The sequence below is a fragment of the Amnibacterium sp. CER49 genome, assembly GCF_029846255.1.
In the GTDB taxonomy this organism is placed as follows: domain Bacteria; phylum Actinomycetota; class Actinomycetes; order Actinomycetales; family Microbacteriaceae; genus Amnibacterium.
This window is the reverse complement of sequence record NZ_JARVWQ010000001.1, coordinates 1801977-1816476: the sequence shown is the minus strand read 5'-3', so window position 1 is coordinate 1816476 and position 14500 is coordinate 1801977. Positions and strand designations below refer to the sequence as shown.

Here is a 14500-nt window from a genome sequence, read left to right as displayed (position 1 = left end):
ACCCATGACTCACACCGCCACCGCGGTCGACACCCGCGGCTCTGCCACCCGCGCAGCCCGCACCACCACCCGGCGCAACCCCTCGCAGCGCCGGGCCGCCCGCCGCCAGGCCCTCATCGGCTGGGCGTTCGTCCTGCCCTTCGCGGTCGTGTTCGCGGTCTTCCTCGTCGCGCCGCTCGTCTACGCCTTCTACCTCAGCCTCTTCACGAAGGGGCTCGCGACCGGCACGCAGTTCTCCCTCGCGGGCAACTACGTGCAGGCGTTCACCGACCCCGCGTTCCTCAAGGGGCTGTGGTTCGTCGTCCGGTTCGTCGTCGTGCTGATCCCGGTCCAGATGGCCGTCTCGCTCGCCGCCGCGCTCGTGCTCGACGCCATCACCACGCGCTTCGCCCGGTTCGCGCGGCTCACGATCTTCCTGCCGTACGCGGTGCCCGCCGTGATCGGGGCGCTCATGTGGGGCTTCCTCTACAGCCCGATCTTCGGGCCGACGCAGCAGCTCGCGGCGCTCGTCGGCGCGAACGCCCCGGTGCTGCTCGGACCCGACACGATCTTCGGGAGCCTCGTCAACGTCGTCACCTGGCAGTGGGCCGGCTACTACATGATCATCATCTACGCCGCGCTCCAGGGCGTCGACGCGACGATCTACGAGGCCGCGCGCATCGACGGTGCGAACGCCTGGCAGCTCGCCTTCCGCATCAAGGTGCCGATGGTCGCGAACTCGCTGGTGCTCATCCTCGTGTTCGCGCTGATCGGCACCCTGCAGTTCTTCAGCGAGCCGCAGATCCTCCGGCCGATCGCGAACGGCTCGATCACGCCGGACTTCACGCCGAACATCTACGCCTACAACGTCGCCTTCTCCTACGCGCAGTTCAACTACGCCTCAGCGATCTCGTTCGCGCTCGGGTTCGTGGTGTTCCTCTGCGTGTTCGTGTTCCTCTTCTTCACGCGCAAGCGAGGGAGTGTCTTCGCATGACCGCCGTCTCATCCAGGGTCCGGCCCGGGGTCGCCGCCCGCGGGTCGCGCGCCCGCCGGCATCCGCGCAACGTCGTCGCGCACCTCTTCCTCGGCGCGCTGATCGTCTACTTCCTGATCCCGCTCTGGTGGCTCGTCGTCGCGAGCTCGAAGGACCCCGTCGCGCTCTTCAGCGGCTCGGGCGCCCTCTGGTTCAGCGGCGCCATCAACTACGTCGCGAACCTGCAGGACCTCTTCACCTACAACGGCGGCATCTACCTGCGCTGGCTCGGCAACTCGGTGCTGTACGCGGTGGCCGGCGGGGCGGGCGCCACCGTCATCGCGGTGCTGGCCGGCTACGGCTTCGCGAAGTTCCGCTTCCCCGGCCGGAACTTCATGTTCGCCGTCGTGCTCGGATCGGTGATGGTGCCGCTGACGGCGCTCGTCATCCCGACGTTCATCATGTTCTCCGACCTGCACCTGACGGACACGATCTGGGCCGTGATCCTGCCGTCCCTGCTCAGCCCGTTCGCCGTCTACCTGATGCGCGTCTACATCGCGGACGCGGTGCCCACCGAGCTGCTCGACGCCGCGCGCGTCGACGGGGCCGGCGAGATCCGGACCTTCGTGTCGGTCGCGCTGCCGCTGCTGCGGCCGATCATCGTCACGGTGCTGCTGCTCGGCGTCGTCGCGACGTGGAACAACTACTTCCTGCCGCTCGCGATGCTGTCCGACTCCGACCTCTTCCCGATCCCGGTGGGCATCGGGCTCTGGGAGGGGCTGGCCGCGAACAACAACGGCGGCGGCCACTCCCTGTGGAGCCTCATCATCGTCGGCTCGCTCATCTCGGTGATCCCGCTCGTGATCGCATTCCTCAGCCTGCAGAAGTACTGGCAGGGCGGGCTGTCCATCGGCAGCCTGAAGTAGCGGCGCGCCGCACCCGACCTCCCGCACCCTCGAACCGGAAGCACAGCCATGCCTGCAGCACGCCTCACCCTCGATCCCGCCTTCGTCGTCACCTCGCTCGACCGCCGCATCTTCGGCAGCTTCGTCGAGCACCTCGGCCGGTGCGTCTACGACGGCCTCTACGAGCCCGGCCACCCCACCGCGGACGGCGACGGGTTCCGCGAGGACGTGGTCGAGCTCGTCCGCGAGCTCGGAGTCTCGACCATCCGCTACCCGGGCGGCAACTTCGTCTCCGGCTACCGCTGGGAGGACGGGGTCGGGCCCCGGGACCAGCGACCGAAGCGCCTCGACACCGCCTGGCACTCCCTCGAGACGAACCAGGTCGGGCTGCACGAGTTCGCGAAGTGGTGCGACAAGGTCGGCAGCGAGCTGATGCTCGCCGTCAACCTGGGCACGAGGGGCGTGCAGGAGGCCGTCGACCTGCTCGAGTACACGAACATCTCCTCGCCGTCGGCCTTCTCGCAGCAGCGGGTGGCGAACGGGGCGGAGAAGCCGTTCGACGTGCGCATGTGGTGCCTCGGCAACGAGATGGACGGGCCGTGGCAGCTCGGCTACCGCAGCGCCGAGGACTACGGCGTGCTCGCGAGCCGCACGGCGAAGGCCATGCGACAGCTGGACCCCGACCTGCAGCTCGTCGCGTGCGGCAGCTCGCACCGGCACATGCCGACCTTCGGCGCCTGGGAGCGCACGGTGCTCGAGCACACGTACGACGACGTCGACTACATCTCCTGCCACGCCTACTACTTCATGAAGGACGGCGACCTCGGCAGCTTCCTGGCCTGCGCCACCGACATGGACGCCTTCATCGAGGAGGTGGCGACGGCCGCCGACCACGTGAAGTCGGTGACGCGCAGCGACAAGACGATGGCGATCACCTTCGACGAGTGGAACGTCTGGTACCAGGAGCGCTACCGCGACGTCGACCGGATCACCGCGCTGGACGAGTGGCCGGAGGCCCCGCGCCTGCTCGAGGACGTCTACTCGGTGGCCGACGCGGTGGTGGTGGGGAACCTCCTCATCTCGCTGCTGAAGCACGGCGACCGGGTCCGCTCCGCGTGCCTCGCGCAGCTCGTGAACGTGATCGCGCCGATCATGACCGAGCCGGGCGGCGCGGCGTGGAAGCAGACGACGTTCTTCCCCTTCGCCCTCACCTCACGCCTCGCGCAGGGCGAGGTGCTGAAGCCGGCCCTCGAGGTCCCGACCTACTCGACCGCGCTCTACGGCGACGTCCCGCTCGTCGACGCCGTGGCGACCCGCGACCCCGAGACGGGTGCCGCGGCCGTCTTCCTCGTCAACCGCTCGACCGAGGAGCCCGTGACCGTCAGCATCGACGTCGAGCGGCTGGGGGCGCTGCGCATCGCGGAGACGCACACGCTCGCCGACGCGGACCCGCTCGCCGCCAACACGCGGGAGGACCAGGAGCGGGTCGCCCCTGCCCCGAACGACACTGCGAGCCTCGACGACGACGGCGTCCTCACGATCGAGCTGCCGCCGGTGTCCTGGACGGTCGTCGCGCTCAGCCGCTGACGGCCGGCGAAGGGCCGGGCACGGATCGACTCCGTGCCCGGCCCTTCGCCGCGTCGAGGCCCCCGACGCTCGTGCCTGAGCGCGGTCAGGCCGCGTCGATCCCCCGGGTGCGGGCGTGCAGCGCGAGCACCGGGAGCAGCAGCACGGCGAGGCAGCCGGCGACGAGGGAGAGCACGGCGTAGCTCGATGCGGCCATGACGACGCCCGAGGCGGCGCTGCCGCCGGCGCCCGCGAGGGCGACGAGCACGTCGATGCCGCCCTGCACCCGCGCGCGATCCGCGTCCGTCGTCGCGTCGACGACCATCGCGGTGCCGGCGATGAGCCCGAGGTTCCACCCGAGCCCGAGCAGCACGAGCGCGAGGATCGTCGACCCGAGGGAGGCGTCGAGGGTCGCCGCCGCGAGCCCGGCGAGCGCCAGGGTGACCGCGCAGGCGACGGCCGTCGGCACCCGCCCGAACCGGTCGACGAGCGCCCCCGTCAGCAGCGACGGCAGGTACATCGCGGCGATGTGCAGGCCGATCACGAGCCCGACCGCGCCCAGCGACTCGTCGTGCAGGCGCATGTGGACGGGCGTCATCGTCATGATCGCCGTCATCGCGAGCTGGCCGACGAGCATCACGGCGGCGCCGGCAGCGACCCCGCCGCGGATGCGGCCGGGAGCCGCGACGGCCGGCGCGGTATCCCCCGTGCGGTCGTGGAGCCGGCGCGCGAGCAGCAGCGGGTCCGGCCGCAGGAAGACGGTGAGCACGAGGCCGGCCGCGAGGTACGCGATCGCCGCGAGCAGGAACGGCCCGACGAGCGCCGGGAGGCCGAGCGCGACGGCGACGGCCCCGGTCGGCGTGACGAGGTTCGGCCCCGCCACCGCGCCGAGCGTCGTCGACACGAGCGCGACGCTCACCGCGGAGCCGCGCCGCCCGGGCGGGGCGAGATCGGTGCCGGCGTACCGGGCCTGCAGGTTCGTCGCGGTACCGGCGCCGTAGACGAGCAGCGACACGAGCAGGAGCACCGGGGAGGCGAGCGCACCGGCGAGCACGACCCCGAGCGCGCCGGCGCCGCCGGCGAGGAAGCCCGCACCGAGCGCCGGGCGCCGGCCGTGGCGCTGCGCGACCCGGCCGACGAGGTAGGCGGTGAGCGCCGACCCGAGCGTGAGGACCGCGGCGGGGAGCCCGGCGTAGCCGGCACCCCCGAGCAGCTGCGCGGCGAGCAGCGCACCGACCGTGACACCGGCGGCGAGCCCCGCACCACCGAGCACCTGGGTCGCGACGACGACGCGGAGCGTTCGGCGCTGCACCGCGGCGGCGTCGACCACGGGCTCCGCCCGCCACGGATCGGTCGTCGTCATCGCACCTCCGCTCCGCAGTGTGCTGCCACGGTTCGGTGCCGTTCAACCCGCGCTCTCGGACGCCCGGCGCACCCTCCCGCCGGGGCCCAGCGCGACCCGGTAGACAGGACCCCGCAATGCCCGTGCTCGCCGTCGTCCTCACCGCGCTCGCGGTGCTCGGCGCCGTGGTGGCCGTGACGGTCGCGCTGCGGGCAGGCAGGTCCGGCGGACGCCCACGGCGCACCGCCACCGCCGAGCGGGGGCGCCTGCGCATCGCCGCGACGGTGCACACCGGCTGGGAGCAGACCGTCCTCGGCCTCGTCCGTGAGATCGGGCTGCCGCTGGAGCCCACCGACCTGCCCTACGGGCGCCTCTACCTGCAGCGCGTGACCGAGGAGCGCACGCTGATCCGCAGCCGCTCCGAGATCGGCCGGGGCTTCCTCGGCGCGATCGACATCACGCCGGCGCGGGGCTCCACGCAGGTGCAGTACGCGATCCTGCGCCTCCCGGGCGACGAGCGGCTGAACACCGCCGTGCTCGACCTCGAGCTGCGCATCGTCTCGGCGCTCCGGCGCGTCGACGCGCACGTCGATGTGCAGCTGTCGGCCGACGCGCTCCGCAACCTCGACGGGGTGCGCCCCACCGACGACCGTCAAGACGGGACCGAGCGGTGAAGCAGGCGCCCCCGTCCGCTGCACAGGAGCCGCCGCTCGGCCGAGGGGCCCTACCCTTCCAGGCGGCCCCAGCACGTCGCCGCGGATCCGCCGCCCGCCTGAGAAGGACCTGCCCATGATCCAGCCGCCCTGGACGCAGTCGCTGTCGCAGTCCGAGCACGACCTCGTGCTGTTCGGGCTCGTCGCCGCAGGGCTGGCCCTGCTCGCCACGCTCGTCCGCATCCGCTTCACCTCCCGCGAGTCGTACGCGACCTACCGGGTCGCGAGCCTCACGGCGAACGCGGTCGTCGCGATCGCCTTCGCGTCGTACGTCGGTCTCGTCGCCGCCTTCCTGCTGGGCTACCGCGCGACCGGGTCGCTCGAGCACGTCGTGTACGTGCCGCTCCCGGCCGCCCGCTACGCGTGGGCGATCCGGTACATGGACTGGGTCGTGACGGTGCCCCTGCTCGTCGTCGAGCTGCTCGCGATCAGCGCGCTCGGCGAGCGCACCCTGCGCAACGCCCGCCGCATCGGGATCGTCAGCGCCATCGGCATGATCGTGAGCGGCTTCCTCGGCGCGTTCGTCATCGCGTCCGGCCGCTCGATCGTCGCCTACACCGTGTTCGGCCTCCTGGGCGCCGCGTTCTTCGGGGTGCTCTACGCGGTGTTCTTCCGCGCGCTCGTGATCTCGCTCCCCCGCCTGCCGCTCGACGCGCGCTCCTCGTACCGCTCCGGGCTCGTGCTGCTGCTCATCACCTGGCTCGCCTACCCGATGGTGTACGGGCTGGTGGGCGCGTTCAGCGGCGCGGTGGTCGTCGTGATCGGGCAGCTCGCGCTGTCGGGAGCCGACCTGATCGCGAAGGTCGGCTTCGGCACGCTCGTGCACCGCACCGCGGTGCTGCTCTCCCGCCACGAGGAGGAGCTCGACCCCGGCCGGCCGCGCCGCCCGCGAGCGCCCGAGAACGAGTCGGTGTACGTGTCCGACATCCGCACCGTCGCGCACGAGCAGGACTGAGCCGTGGCGATGCACGATCCCCGCGCCGGGGACGGTTCCGGCGCGTCCGCGCCGACGGTGCTCGGGGGGCGCTACGAGCTGACCGCTCCGCTCGGCAGCGGCGGCGAGGCGACGGTGTGGGTCGCCCGCGACCTCGTGCTCGGCCGGGACGTGGCGGTCAAGGTCTTCCGCCGGCGGTCCGAGAGCCCCGCGTCCCCCGACCTGCAGACCATCGAGGCGCGGGTCGCCGCCTCGCTGAACCACTACGCGCTCACCACGCTCCTCGACGTCGGCGTCGGAGAGGGCCCGGACCCCTCCCCGCAGCTCTACCTCGTCATGGAGTACATCCGCGGGGAGTCGCTGAAGCAGCGTCTGGCGCGGGGCCCGATGGAGGTCTCGGAGGCGTGCTGGCTCGGCTTCGACGTCGCGGAGGGTCTCGACTACATGCACCAGTCCGGCTACCTGCACCGCGACGTGAAGCCGGCGAACGTGCTCATCGCCGAGGTGCGCAGCGCCCGCCCGGTCGTCGCGAAGCTCACCGACTTCGGCATCACGTCGCGCATCGGCGAGCCCGAGCTCGGCCAGTTCACGGTCGGCACGGCCGCGTACCTGAGTCCCGAGCAGGTCGAGGGCCGCGACGCCACGGCGGAGTCCGACATCTACTCGCTCGGTCTCGTGCTGCTCGAGGCGATCACGGGCCGCGTCGAGTACCCCGGGCCCGTCGAGCGGTCGGCGTTCGACCGCCTGGTGCGCGACCCGGTGGTGCCGGACATCGTCCCGCGGCCGGTGGGCGAGATCCTCGAGCGGATGACGGCGCGGGCGCCGCGCGACCGCATCTCGCTGCACGACGTCGCCGTGGGGCTGCAGCAGTTCCTCGTCGACGACCTGCTGCAGCGGCGCGGGGAGCCGGCGGCGGCCGCCGCAGTGGCGGCGCCGGCCGCGCAGTCCGCGCCGATGTCGCTCGAGGGGCTCACGGCACCCGAGCAGCTCGCACCGCCGCTCGAGCTGGCGACCCTCGCGCTGCGTGCGAGCCGCGCGATGCTCGCCTTCGAGGACGGCACGCTCGTCACCGAGAGCCCGGCCGACGGCAGCCGGATCCGCACCCGCTGGCTGCAGGCCGCGGACGACGCGACCTCGCCCCGGCTCGCGCCGGCGGACCCGGCCGAGCTGCTCGGCGGGCAGGCGGACCCGCGCGGCCTCGTGCTGCAGCGGCCGCTCACCGCCTCGGACGGGCGGCACATCGCCACGCTCACGGTGCTCGGCCGCACCGGGGCACCCCTCGCGCCCGCCGACGACCAGCTGCTCGACCGGGCGCTCGCCGTGCTGCGGCACGACGTCGAGCTGCGCCTCGCGATGCGGCGGGCGCTGTTCCGCGAGTAGCGGGAGGCAGGACCGCTCAGCGGGAGCCGACGAGGGCGCCGCTGCCGTCGAAGTGCAGCCAGTGGCCGCCGGACACCACCTCCGGCTCGGCGTCCGGATCGCGGACGAGCAGCGCACTCGTGTTGTCGAGGTACCAGATCGGGGCGCCGAGCCGCGCCGCCCGCTCCGCCGTCCAAGCGGCGTCCTGGTGGGCGACGAACGGCGCACCGAGATGCGCCAGCAGCACCCAGTCGAAGAGCGGCACCGCCGGCGCGACGGAGTCGAACCCGAACAGCTCGAGCTCCTCGTGGTCGTCGAGGGCGTCGACGGCGGCCGCCTGGTTGCGCGAGAAGATCATCGACCCGGCGCTCATGCCGACGTAGACCTGCGCGTCCAGCAGCTCGCGGAGCACCGGCGAGAGCCCGGACGAGTTCCAGGCGTGCGAGAGCCAGTGGTTGCTGCCGCCGTAGCAGAACAGGACGTCCGCCTCGCGGAGCCGCGACTCGACGAGTCCGCGGGGACCGGCGAACGGGGAGACGACGTCGAACTCGGTCCAGCCGAGGGCGCGGAGGCCCTGCAGGTGCTCGAGCATGCGTCCCTTGTCCCCCGGGAACGGCAGCATCGCGTCGATCACGACGGCGATGCGCGACTCGGCGGTCGGCTTGCCGAGCAGGTCGAGGAACGTCTCCTGGACGGGACCGGGCTCGTTGACGCCGTTGGACGTGAGCAGCATGCGCATGGCCGCATCCTGGCACCCTGCCCGGACGCCCAGGAAGCCGACGACCCCGCGGAACGGGTCAGCGGGCGACTGGTCCGTCGTCCTCGAGGGCGCCGGCGACCGCGCCGCAGCGCCAGCACGGCGCGCGGGCGACCTCGTTGAAGGCGCCGCACCGCTCGCACACGTCCGCGAGCCAGCAGGCGGCCTCGCCGCCCTCCTCCGACGGCGGCAGGCCCACGGGCCGCACCATCCCGTCCACTGCGCCTCCTCGATGCCGGGCGTCCATGGTCGGTCGCGCGGCCGGCGGAGGCAAGGCCGGGGACGGTCAGGACGGCGGGGTGCCGGGACCGAACCACCGCGCGAGCGCGTCGAGCAGGCCCGCGTCGTCGCCGTGCCCGGCCCACGCGACGTGCCCGTCGGGACGCACGAGCACCCCGGTCGGTGCCGGCACCGGCCCGACGAGCGGCAGCTCCCACGGCCCCGCGGCGCGGGCGGCGACCAGCCGCACCCCCGGCGCCCACGCCGGCACCGCCCGGATGCCGCCGCCGAGGTCGAGCAGCAGCGGCCGCGCGTCGTGCAGGAGCGCGTGCACGCGCGTCCGGCCCGCTTCGGTGTCGAGATCGAGGTCCGGCACCCGGCGCCCGACGAGCGGCGACCCGCCGCCGAGGTCGTACGCGAGGTCGAGCCCGTGGATGCGCGCACCGAGCAGCCGCCGGGGCTCGTCGAGGGCGAGCAGCTCGCCGACGGTCGCGGCGAGCGCTGCGGTGCGCGGATCGGCCCGCTGCAGCACGGTCTGCGCCATCGAGTGCTCGAGCGCCCGGGCAGCCGCCGGGTGCCGCTCGGCGGTGTACGTGTCGAGCAGCGCCTCGGGCGACGTGCCGTGCACGACCTGCGCGAGCTTCCAGCCGAGGTTCACGGCGTCCTGCAGCCCGAGGCCGAGCCCCTGGCCGCCTGCCGGGTAGTGGATGTGGGCGGCGTCGCCCGCGAGCAGCACGCGGCCGGCGCGGTAGGTCTCGGCCTGCCTCGTCGCGTCGGTGAAGCGGGAGATCCAGACGGCGCCGTGCACGCCGAAGTCCGTGCCGAAGACCGCGGTGAGCGCACCCCGCAGGTCGTCGAGCGTCGGCTCGTCCGGCGACCCGAGCACCTGCTCGGTCGTCACCACCCGGTACAGGCGGCCGTCGGGCAGCGGGGCGAGGCCGTGCACACCCCGCTCGTCCTGGCGCATCCCCGCGGGCGGCGGCTCGGTGACCTCGACCTCCGCGATCAGGTTGCTCCGGGTCGCGTCGACGCCGGGGAACGGGATGCGCGTGGCCCGGCGGATCGCGCTGCGGCCGCCGTCCGCCCCGACGAGGTACCGCGCGCGCCGGACCGACCCGTCGTCGAGCCGCGCGTCGACGCCGTCCGCGTCCTGCTCCAGGCCGACCACCTCGCGCCCGCGCTCGATCGGAGCCCCGAGCTCCTCGACCCAGCCGGCGAGGATCGGCTCCATCCGGTCCTGCCAGAGGCCCAGCCCGTACGGGTGCCGCGTCGGCAGGTCGCCGATGTCGAGCACCGAGGTGCCGAACCGTGCGGTCTGCGCGATCCGCCCCGCCGCGAGGAACCGATCGGCGATGCCGCGCTGGTCGAGGATCTCGATCGTGCGCGAGTGGAAGCCGCCCGCGCGCGAGCCGACGAGCGCCCCCGTCCCGCGGCGCTCGACCACGAGGACGTCGACCCCGGCGAGTGCGAGCTCGCCGGCGAGCATCATGCCCGTCGGACCGCCGCCGGCGATCAGCACATCGGCCATGGCGGACCTCCTCCGCTGCCCGTGCGCCGAGGGTCGACGCGCGCTCGGCCATGATGCCGTTGCCGGCGCGCGGCAGAAAGCAGCACCGTCCCGCGTTGCAGGAGGCATGGGACGGCAGTCGCGCACGGCGATCGAGGCCTCGGCCGCGGCGCACGCGGAGCGCACCTGCGCGTCGTGCGGGCGGCGGATGCCGCTGTCCGCGGCGCCCGAGTCGACGCACTGCTCCGACGCCTGCCGGCGCCACCGGGTGGACGCGACCGACCGGGCGCTCGAGGCGGCGATCGACTCGCTGCTCGACGCCCGCGCCGCGAGCGCGACGATCTGCCCGTCCGACGCCGCTCGACGGGTCTCCCCCGACGACTGGCGACCGCTCATGGAGCCCGCCCGCCGGGCCGCCCGGCGCATGGTGGCGCGCGGCGAGGCCGAGATCACGCAGGGCGGGTCGGTCGTCGACCCCTCGACGGCGAAGGGGCCGATCCGCATCCGCCGACCGCGCTGACGTATCGGGTGCGAGCCACGGCCTCCGCATCTACGGTGAGGCGAGGGCGCTGCCGCTCGCGCCCGCGAAGGAGCCGTCATGAGCCACACCGTCGACTGGACCGACGTCTCGACCGCGGGACTCGAGTCCTCACCCGTCGCCGAGGCGCTCGCGGGGCTGCGCGCCAACGAGGCGCGCTACTTCAAGAACAAGTACGACCTCGTCTTCACGACCGTCCCCGCCGAGGAGGCGCGGGAGGCGGTCGAGCGGGCCGAGCGCATCCTCAGGGAGGAGCGCGGCATCGAGATCGCGTCGCCGGTGCTCGAGGTCGCCCGCTTCGAGGTCGAGGGCGTCGACTGGACGTACCTCTTCTACGAGAGCGGCCTCTCGATCAACGTGCTCTGGGCGCTCGACGACCAGGGCAAGCGGGCGGTGGGCTTCAAGCTCTCCGACGACATGGAGGTGCCCGAGGAGCTGTCGGCGTTCAAGTTCGCACGGCAGCGCTCGAAGCTCGCGGGCACGATCCGCGGCTCCTACTTCGTGATCAAGGGGCAGTACTAGAGCCGTCGCGGCTCACGGCGCCGCTTCGCCCGCCGGCGCTCCCGCCACGACATCGCGGCGAGCGCCGCGGCCTCCCGCTCGCGCTCCGCGTCGTCCTCGCGCCGGCGCGCCTCGCGGCGCTCGCGGGCCCGCTCGTGCCACGCGGCGACCTCGGCCTCGACGTCGCGGTACGCGACGAGCACGGGAGGGCCGCCGAGCAGCTGCAGCCGCGCCTCGCGCACCCGTCGGTTGAAGTCGACGAGCGCCTCGCGCACCGCGCTCTCCGTGTGGAGCCCGTCGAGCCGCTCGCGGAGCGCCGCGTCCTCGTTGCGCAGCAGCAGGGCGGGCGGACCGAGCCCGGTGAGGCCCTCGCGCTCGATCTTGCGCCGGATCCACCAGTCGGGGTCGTGCACGCGGTCGAGCCCCTCGATCGGCTTGCCCCGGCCGGGCAGGTCCTCGAAGTCGCCACGCCGCATCGCCTGCTGGATCGCGATCTCGACCATCTGCCCGTGCTGGTCGAGCGTCGGCCGGCCCGGATCGGTCTCCTCGCCGGGTGCCTGCTCCTCGGGCGGAGCCGCGTGCTCGACCGCGTAGCGCGCCGCCGCCAGTCGCGCGTCGGGTGGTCGTCGTCTCGTCGTCATGATCGCTGCAGCCCTCGCGGACCACGCTAACCCGGGCGCTTCGACGCCCGGTGCGGGTCCCGCTCAGGCCGCGGGCGGCGCCGTCGACGCCCGGACGACGAGCTCCGTCGCCAGCTCCTCGCGCGGCACGGCGGCGAGGCGACCGGTGCGCACGCGCAGGAGCATCCGCACCGCCGCGGCACCGAGCTCGGCGATGGGCTGCCGCACGGTGGTGAGCGGCGGCGACCCCCACGCGGCCTCCGGGACGTCGTCGAACCCGACGACGCTCAGGTCGTCGGGGATGCGCAGGCCGAGCCGGCGCGCCGCCTCGTAGACCCCGATCGCCATGAGGTCCGAGCACGCGAAGACCGCCGTCGGCCGGTCCGGCACATCGAGCAGGGCCTCCGCCACCAGGGCCGCCGGTTCCCTCCGCCAGTCGGCGTGCTCGACGAGGACGGGGCCGCCGCCGGCCTGCTGCACCGCCGACTGGAAGCCGTCGAGGCGAGCCCGGCTGTAGCGGTGGCCGCGAGTGCCGCCGATCGCGGCGAAGCGACGGTGGCCGAGTGCCAGCAGGTGCTCCGCGGCCACCCGTCCCCCGTCCCAGTTCGTGACGCCCACGCTGGCGACGTCGCTCGGCGGCCTGCTCATCGGGTCGATGAGCACGAGCGGGACACCGCCGGCCCGCAGGGCCGCCAGCTGCGCCGATGTCGGGTCGACGAGCGTGATGATCGCACCCGCCGAGCGTCGCCGCAGCACGTGCTGCACCCACGTCCCGTCGCCACGAGCGATCGTGAGCACCACGTCGTGGCCCGCATCGGTCGCCGCCTCCTCGACGCCCGTGAGGGCCTGGTTCGCCCAGCTGCCGTGGACGTCGCTCAGCACGAAGTCGAGGAGCACGGGCGCGTCCGAGTCCGGGCGCCGGGGCTCGCGGGGCGCGTACCCGACCGACTCGACCGCCGCCATGACCGCGCGGCGCATCGCGAGGGAGACGTCGGTGCCGCCGCGCAGCACCTTCGAGACGGTCGGCACCGACGTGCCCGCGATCGCGGCGACATCCGCGAGCGTCGGCCGCCGGGGCTCGATCGATGAGGGGTTCGGCACGGCCACACGCTAGACGCGCTGGGGAAGTTGCGCAACAAGACGAGCGAGTGTCGGCGTTGCGCCCGCGGATACGAGATGCGAGACTGCCGACGTCGCGGGATACCTCCGTGCCTTGTTTCGCAAGGTCGAGTGGCGACGGCAGTGCTGCCAGCAGAAGGGGAACAACGATGTCCACCTCCAACACCGCACTCTCCCGGCGAGCGTTCGCGGGCCTCGCGGGCGGCTCCCTCGCCTCGCTCGCGCTCGCGGCCTGCTCCTCGGGCGGCGGCTCAGGATCGAGCGGCGGGACGATCCAGTTCTGGAACATGCCCTGGGGCGGCACGGCCTTCAACCCGCTCGACCAGAGGATCACGCTGGCCTACAAGCCGAAGAGCGGGCTGCCCGCGGTGAAGTACCAGGCGATCGCCTGGTCGAACTTCGTCGCGAAGTTCTCCACCTCGGTCGCCTCGCACACGAACCCCGCCGTGAGCAGCGGCGGCGGCACGCAGGCGTTCCAGTTCGCGAAGCAGGGCGCCATCGCGTACGCCGACGACCTGCTGTCGTCGTGGAAGAGCAACGGGCTGTACGACGACTTCCTGCCCGGCACCCTCGAGGCGATGAAGACCGAGCAGGGCACGGTCGCGATCCCCTACAACATCGACATGCGGATCCACTGGTACAGCAAGTCACTGCTCCAGAAGGCCGGCGTGCAGCCGCCCACCGACTGGCAGTCGTTCGAGAGCGCCTGCGCCGCGCTCAAGAAGATCGGCGTGTACGGCCTGGGCCTGAGCGGCGGCTCCGGCGGCAACGCCTTCCAGGGCATCGTCGGCTGGATGATCAACAACGGCGGCGGCATCTTCGACCAGTCCCACAAGCCGAACCTGGTCACGCCCGAGAACATCGAGACGCTCACGTTCCTGCAGGGACTGATCCGCAACGGCTACGCCGATCCGCGCAGCACCGGTTACACGACGCAGAACACGCAGGACCAGTGGAAGGCCGGCAAGTTCGGCATGCAGGTCGAGGGCCCGGGCCTCGCGTCGAACCTCGGCGGCAGGTGGGCGACCGACGTCGTGGTCGGCGAGCCGCTGACGAGCGCGTCCGGCAAGAAGGGCGCGCTCTTCTTCCCGAACAACATCATGCTCTACAAGAACTCGTCGAGCCTGAAGGGCGCCGAGGCGTTCCTCACCTACTACTACAAGGCGATGAAGCCGCTCTGGACGAAGCACACGGGCATCGGCCTGCCGGTGCTCAAGTCGATCGCCGCGACACCCGAGTTCAAGCAGGACCCCAACGCGGTGAAGTGCGTCGAGGCGTGGCAGCCGATCTGCCGCACGTGGGCCGCGCCCGGCGGCCAGGCGCTCTTCGCGAACGTCTCGCTCGTCGACAGCACGACCCCGATGACCGTCTTCGGTCAGGACGTCATGTCGCTGAAGGAGACACCGAAGGGTGCGCTCACGAAGCTGCAGAACACCCTGATGCAGAACCTCAAGGGCTAGGCACAACC

At 73.1% G+C, this 14500-nt stretch carries 15 protein-coding genes; 9 read left to right on the top strand and 6 right to left on the bottom strand.

The annotated features are described in order from the left end of the window. The first annotated feature begins 4 nt into the window (after positions 1-4). The 3 genes from QDR37_RS08905 to QDR37_RS08895 are packed head-to-tail and all read left to right on the top strand — an operon-like array spanning position 5 to position 3444. Positions 5-973 carry a sugar ABC transporter permease gene (locus QDR37_RS08905; protein WP_279713272.1) on the top strand — a complete coding sequence of 323 codons (969 nt, stop codon included), beginning with the start codon at positions 5-7 and terminating at the stop codon, positions 971-973. After that, a complete protein-coding gene (locus QDR37_RS08900) occupies positions 970-1878 on the top strand; it encodes a carbohydrate ABC transporter permease (protein WP_279713271.1) in 909 nt (302 codons plus the stop codon). Before QDR37_RS08905 ends, QDR37_RS08900 begins: the two co-directional genes overlap by 4 nt. Positions 1879-1926: 48 nt before the next feature. Continuing rightward, positions 1927-3444, top strand: a complete 1518-nt coding sequence (locus tag QDR37_RS08895; RefSeq protein WP_279713270.1) for an alpha-N-arabinofuranosidase — start codon at positions 1927-1929, stop codon at positions 3442-3444. A gap of 85 nt (positions 3445-3529) precedes the next feature. Here the strand turns inward: QDR37_RS08895 and QDR37_RS08890 are convergent, their stop codons facing one another. Beyond that, complete coding sequence (locus tag QDR37_RS08890; protein WP_279713268.1) at positions 3530-4786, bottom strand: MFS transporter; 1257 nt, start codon at positions 4784-4786, stop codon at positions 3530-3532. Positions 4787-4902: 116 nt separating this feature from the next. Between QDR37_RS08890 and QDR37_RS08885 the strand changes: the two genes are divergently transcribed. The 3 genes from QDR37_RS08885 (at position 4903) to QDR37_RS08875 (ending at position 7792) form a co-directional block, all read left to right on the top strand. Continuing rightward, positions 4903-5439 carry a hypothetical protein gene (locus tag QDR37_RS08885; protein WP_279713267.1) on the top strand — a complete coding sequence of 179 codons (537 nt, stop codon included), beginning with the start codon at positions 4903-4905 and terminating at the stop codon, positions 5437-5439. Between the two features lie 115 nt (positions 5440-5554). After that, complete coding sequence (locus QDR37_RS08880) at positions 5555-6433, top strand: bacteriorhodopsin (protein ID WP_279713266.1); 879 nt, start codon at positions 5555-5557, stop codon at positions 6431-6433. Between the two features lie 9 nt (positions 6434-6442). Then, positions 6443-7792 carry a serine/threonine-protein kinase gene (locus QDR37_RS08875; RefSeq protein ID WP_279713598.1) on the top strand — a complete coding sequence of 450 codons (1350 nt, stop codon included), beginning with the start codon at positions 6443-6445 and terminating at the stop codon, positions 7790-7792. A 16-nt stretch (positions 7793-7808) separates the two neighbouring features. On the opposite strand, the gene QDR37_RS08870 is transcribed toward QDR37_RS08875, so the two are convergent. The 3 genes from QDR37_RS08870 to QDR37_RS08860 form a co-directional block, all read right to left on the bottom strand. Then, a complete protein-coding gene (locus QDR37_RS08870) occupies positions 7809-8510 on the bottom strand; it encodes a Type 1 glutamine amidotransferase-like domain-containing protein (RefSeq protein WP_279713265.1) in 702 nt (233 codons plus the stop codon). Positions 8511-8568: 58 nt separating this feature from the next. Continuing rightward, entirely contained in the window at positions 8569-8748 is a 180-nt protein-coding gene (locus QDR37_RS08865) for a hypothetical protein (RefSeq protein ID WP_279713264.1), read from the bottom strand. A 66-nt stretch (positions 8749-8814) separates the two neighbouring features. After that, complete coding sequence (locus QDR37_RS08860) at positions 8815-10275, bottom strand: FAD-dependent monooxygenase (RefSeq protein ID WP_279713263.1); 1461 nt, start codon at positions 10273-10275, stop codon at positions 8815-8817. Between the two features lie 106 nt (positions 10276-10381). Here QDR37_RS08860 and QDR37_RS08855 point away from each other — a divergent pair, with 106 nt between their 5' ends. Both QDR37_RS08855 and QDR37_RS08850 read left to right on the top strand, forming a co-directional pair. Continuing rightward, positions 10382-10774 (top strand): DUF3253 domain-containing protein, encoded by a 393-nt coding sequence (locus QDR37_RS08855; RefSeq protein WP_279713262.1) that lies wholly within the window; start codon positions 10382-10384, stop codon positions 10772-10774. Between the two features lie 78 nt (positions 10775-10852). Then, a complete protein-coding gene (locus tag QDR37_RS08850; protein WP_279713261.1) occupies positions 10853-11314 on the top strand; it encodes a phage tail protein in 462 nt (153 codons plus the stop codon). Here the strand turns inward: QDR37_RS08850 and QDR37_RS08845 are convergent. Continuing rightward, positions 11311-11934 (bottom strand): DUF1992 domain-containing protein, encoded by a 624-nt coding sequence (locus QDR37_RS08845; RefSeq protein WP_279713260.1) that lies wholly within the window; start codon positions 11932-11934, stop codon positions 11311-11313. The two genes, QDR37_RS08850 and QDR37_RS08845, sit on opposite strands and share 4 nt — an antisense overlap. 63 nt (positions 11935-11997) lie before the next feature. After that, a complete protein-coding gene (locus tag QDR37_RS08840; RefSeq protein ID WP_279713259.1) occupies positions 11998-13014 on the bottom strand; it encodes a substrate-binding domain-containing protein in 1017 nt (338 codons plus the stop codon). 167 nt (positions 13015-13181) lie between these two features. Between QDR37_RS08840 and QDR37_RS08835 the strand changes: the two genes are divergently transcribed. After that, positions 13182-14492 (top strand): extracellular solute-binding protein, encoded by a 1311-nt coding sequence (locus tag QDR37_RS08835; protein ID WP_279713258.1) that lies wholly within the window; start codon positions 13182-13184, stop codon positions 14490-14492. The last annotated feature ends 8 nt before the right edge of the window (positions 14493-14500 follow it).

Excerpts from the sequence above, each read along its gene's own strand:
- QDR37_RS08905 (WP_279713272.1), top strand. The coding sequence starts at position 5 with ATGACTCACACCGCCACCGCGGTCGACACCCGCGGCTCTGCCACCCGC.
- QDR37_RS08900 (WP_279713271.1), top strand. The coding sequence starts at position 970 with ATGACCGCCGTCTCATCCAGGGTCCGGCCCGGGGTCGCCGCCCGCGGG.
- QDR37_RS08895 (WP_279713270.1), top strand. The coding sequence starts at position 1,927 with ATGCCTGCAGCACGCCTCACCCTCGATCCCGCCTTCGTCGTCACCTCG.
- QDR37_RS08890 (WP_279713268.1), bottom strand. The coding sequence starts at position 4,786 with ATGACGACGACCGATCCGTGGCGGGCGGAGCCCGTGGTCGACGCCGCC.
- QDR37_RS08885 (WP_279713267.1), top strand. The coding sequence starts at position 4,903 with ATGCCCGTGCTCGCCGTCGTCCTCACCGCGCTCGCGGTGCTCGGCGCC.
- QDR37_RS08880 (WP_279713266.1), top strand. The coding sequence starts at position 5,555 with ATGATCCAGCCGCCCTGGACGCAGTCGCTGTCGCAGTCCGAGCACGAC.
- QDR37_RS08875 (WP_279713598.1), top strand. The coding sequence starts at position 6,443 with ATGCACGATCCCCGCGCCGGGGACGGTTCCGGCGCGTCCGCGCCGACG.
- QDR37_RS08870 (WP_279713265.1), bottom strand. The coding sequence starts at position 8,510 with ATGCGCATGCTGCTCACGTCCAACGGCGTCAACGAGCCCGGTCCCGTC.
- QDR37_RS08860 (WP_279713263.1), bottom strand. The coding sequence starts at position 10,275 with ATGGCCGATGTGCTGATCGCCGGCGGCGGTCCGACGGGCATGATGCTC.
- QDR37_RS08855 (WP_279713262.1), top strand. The coding sequence starts at position 10,382 with ATGGGACGGCAGTCGCGCACGGCGATCGAGGCCTCGGCCGCGGCGCAC.
- QDR37_RS08850 (WP_279713261.1), top strand. The coding sequence starts at position 10,853 with ATGAGCCACACCGTCGACTGGACCGACGTCTCGACCGCGGGACTCGAG.
- QDR37_RS08845 (WP_279713260.1), bottom strand. The coding sequence starts at position 11,934 with ATGACGACGAGACGACGACCACCCGACGCGCGACTGGCGGCGGCGCGC.
- QDR37_RS08835 (WP_279713258.1), top strand. The coding sequence starts at position 13,182 with ATGTCCACCTCCAACACCGCACTCTCCCGGCGAGCGTTCGCGGGCCTC.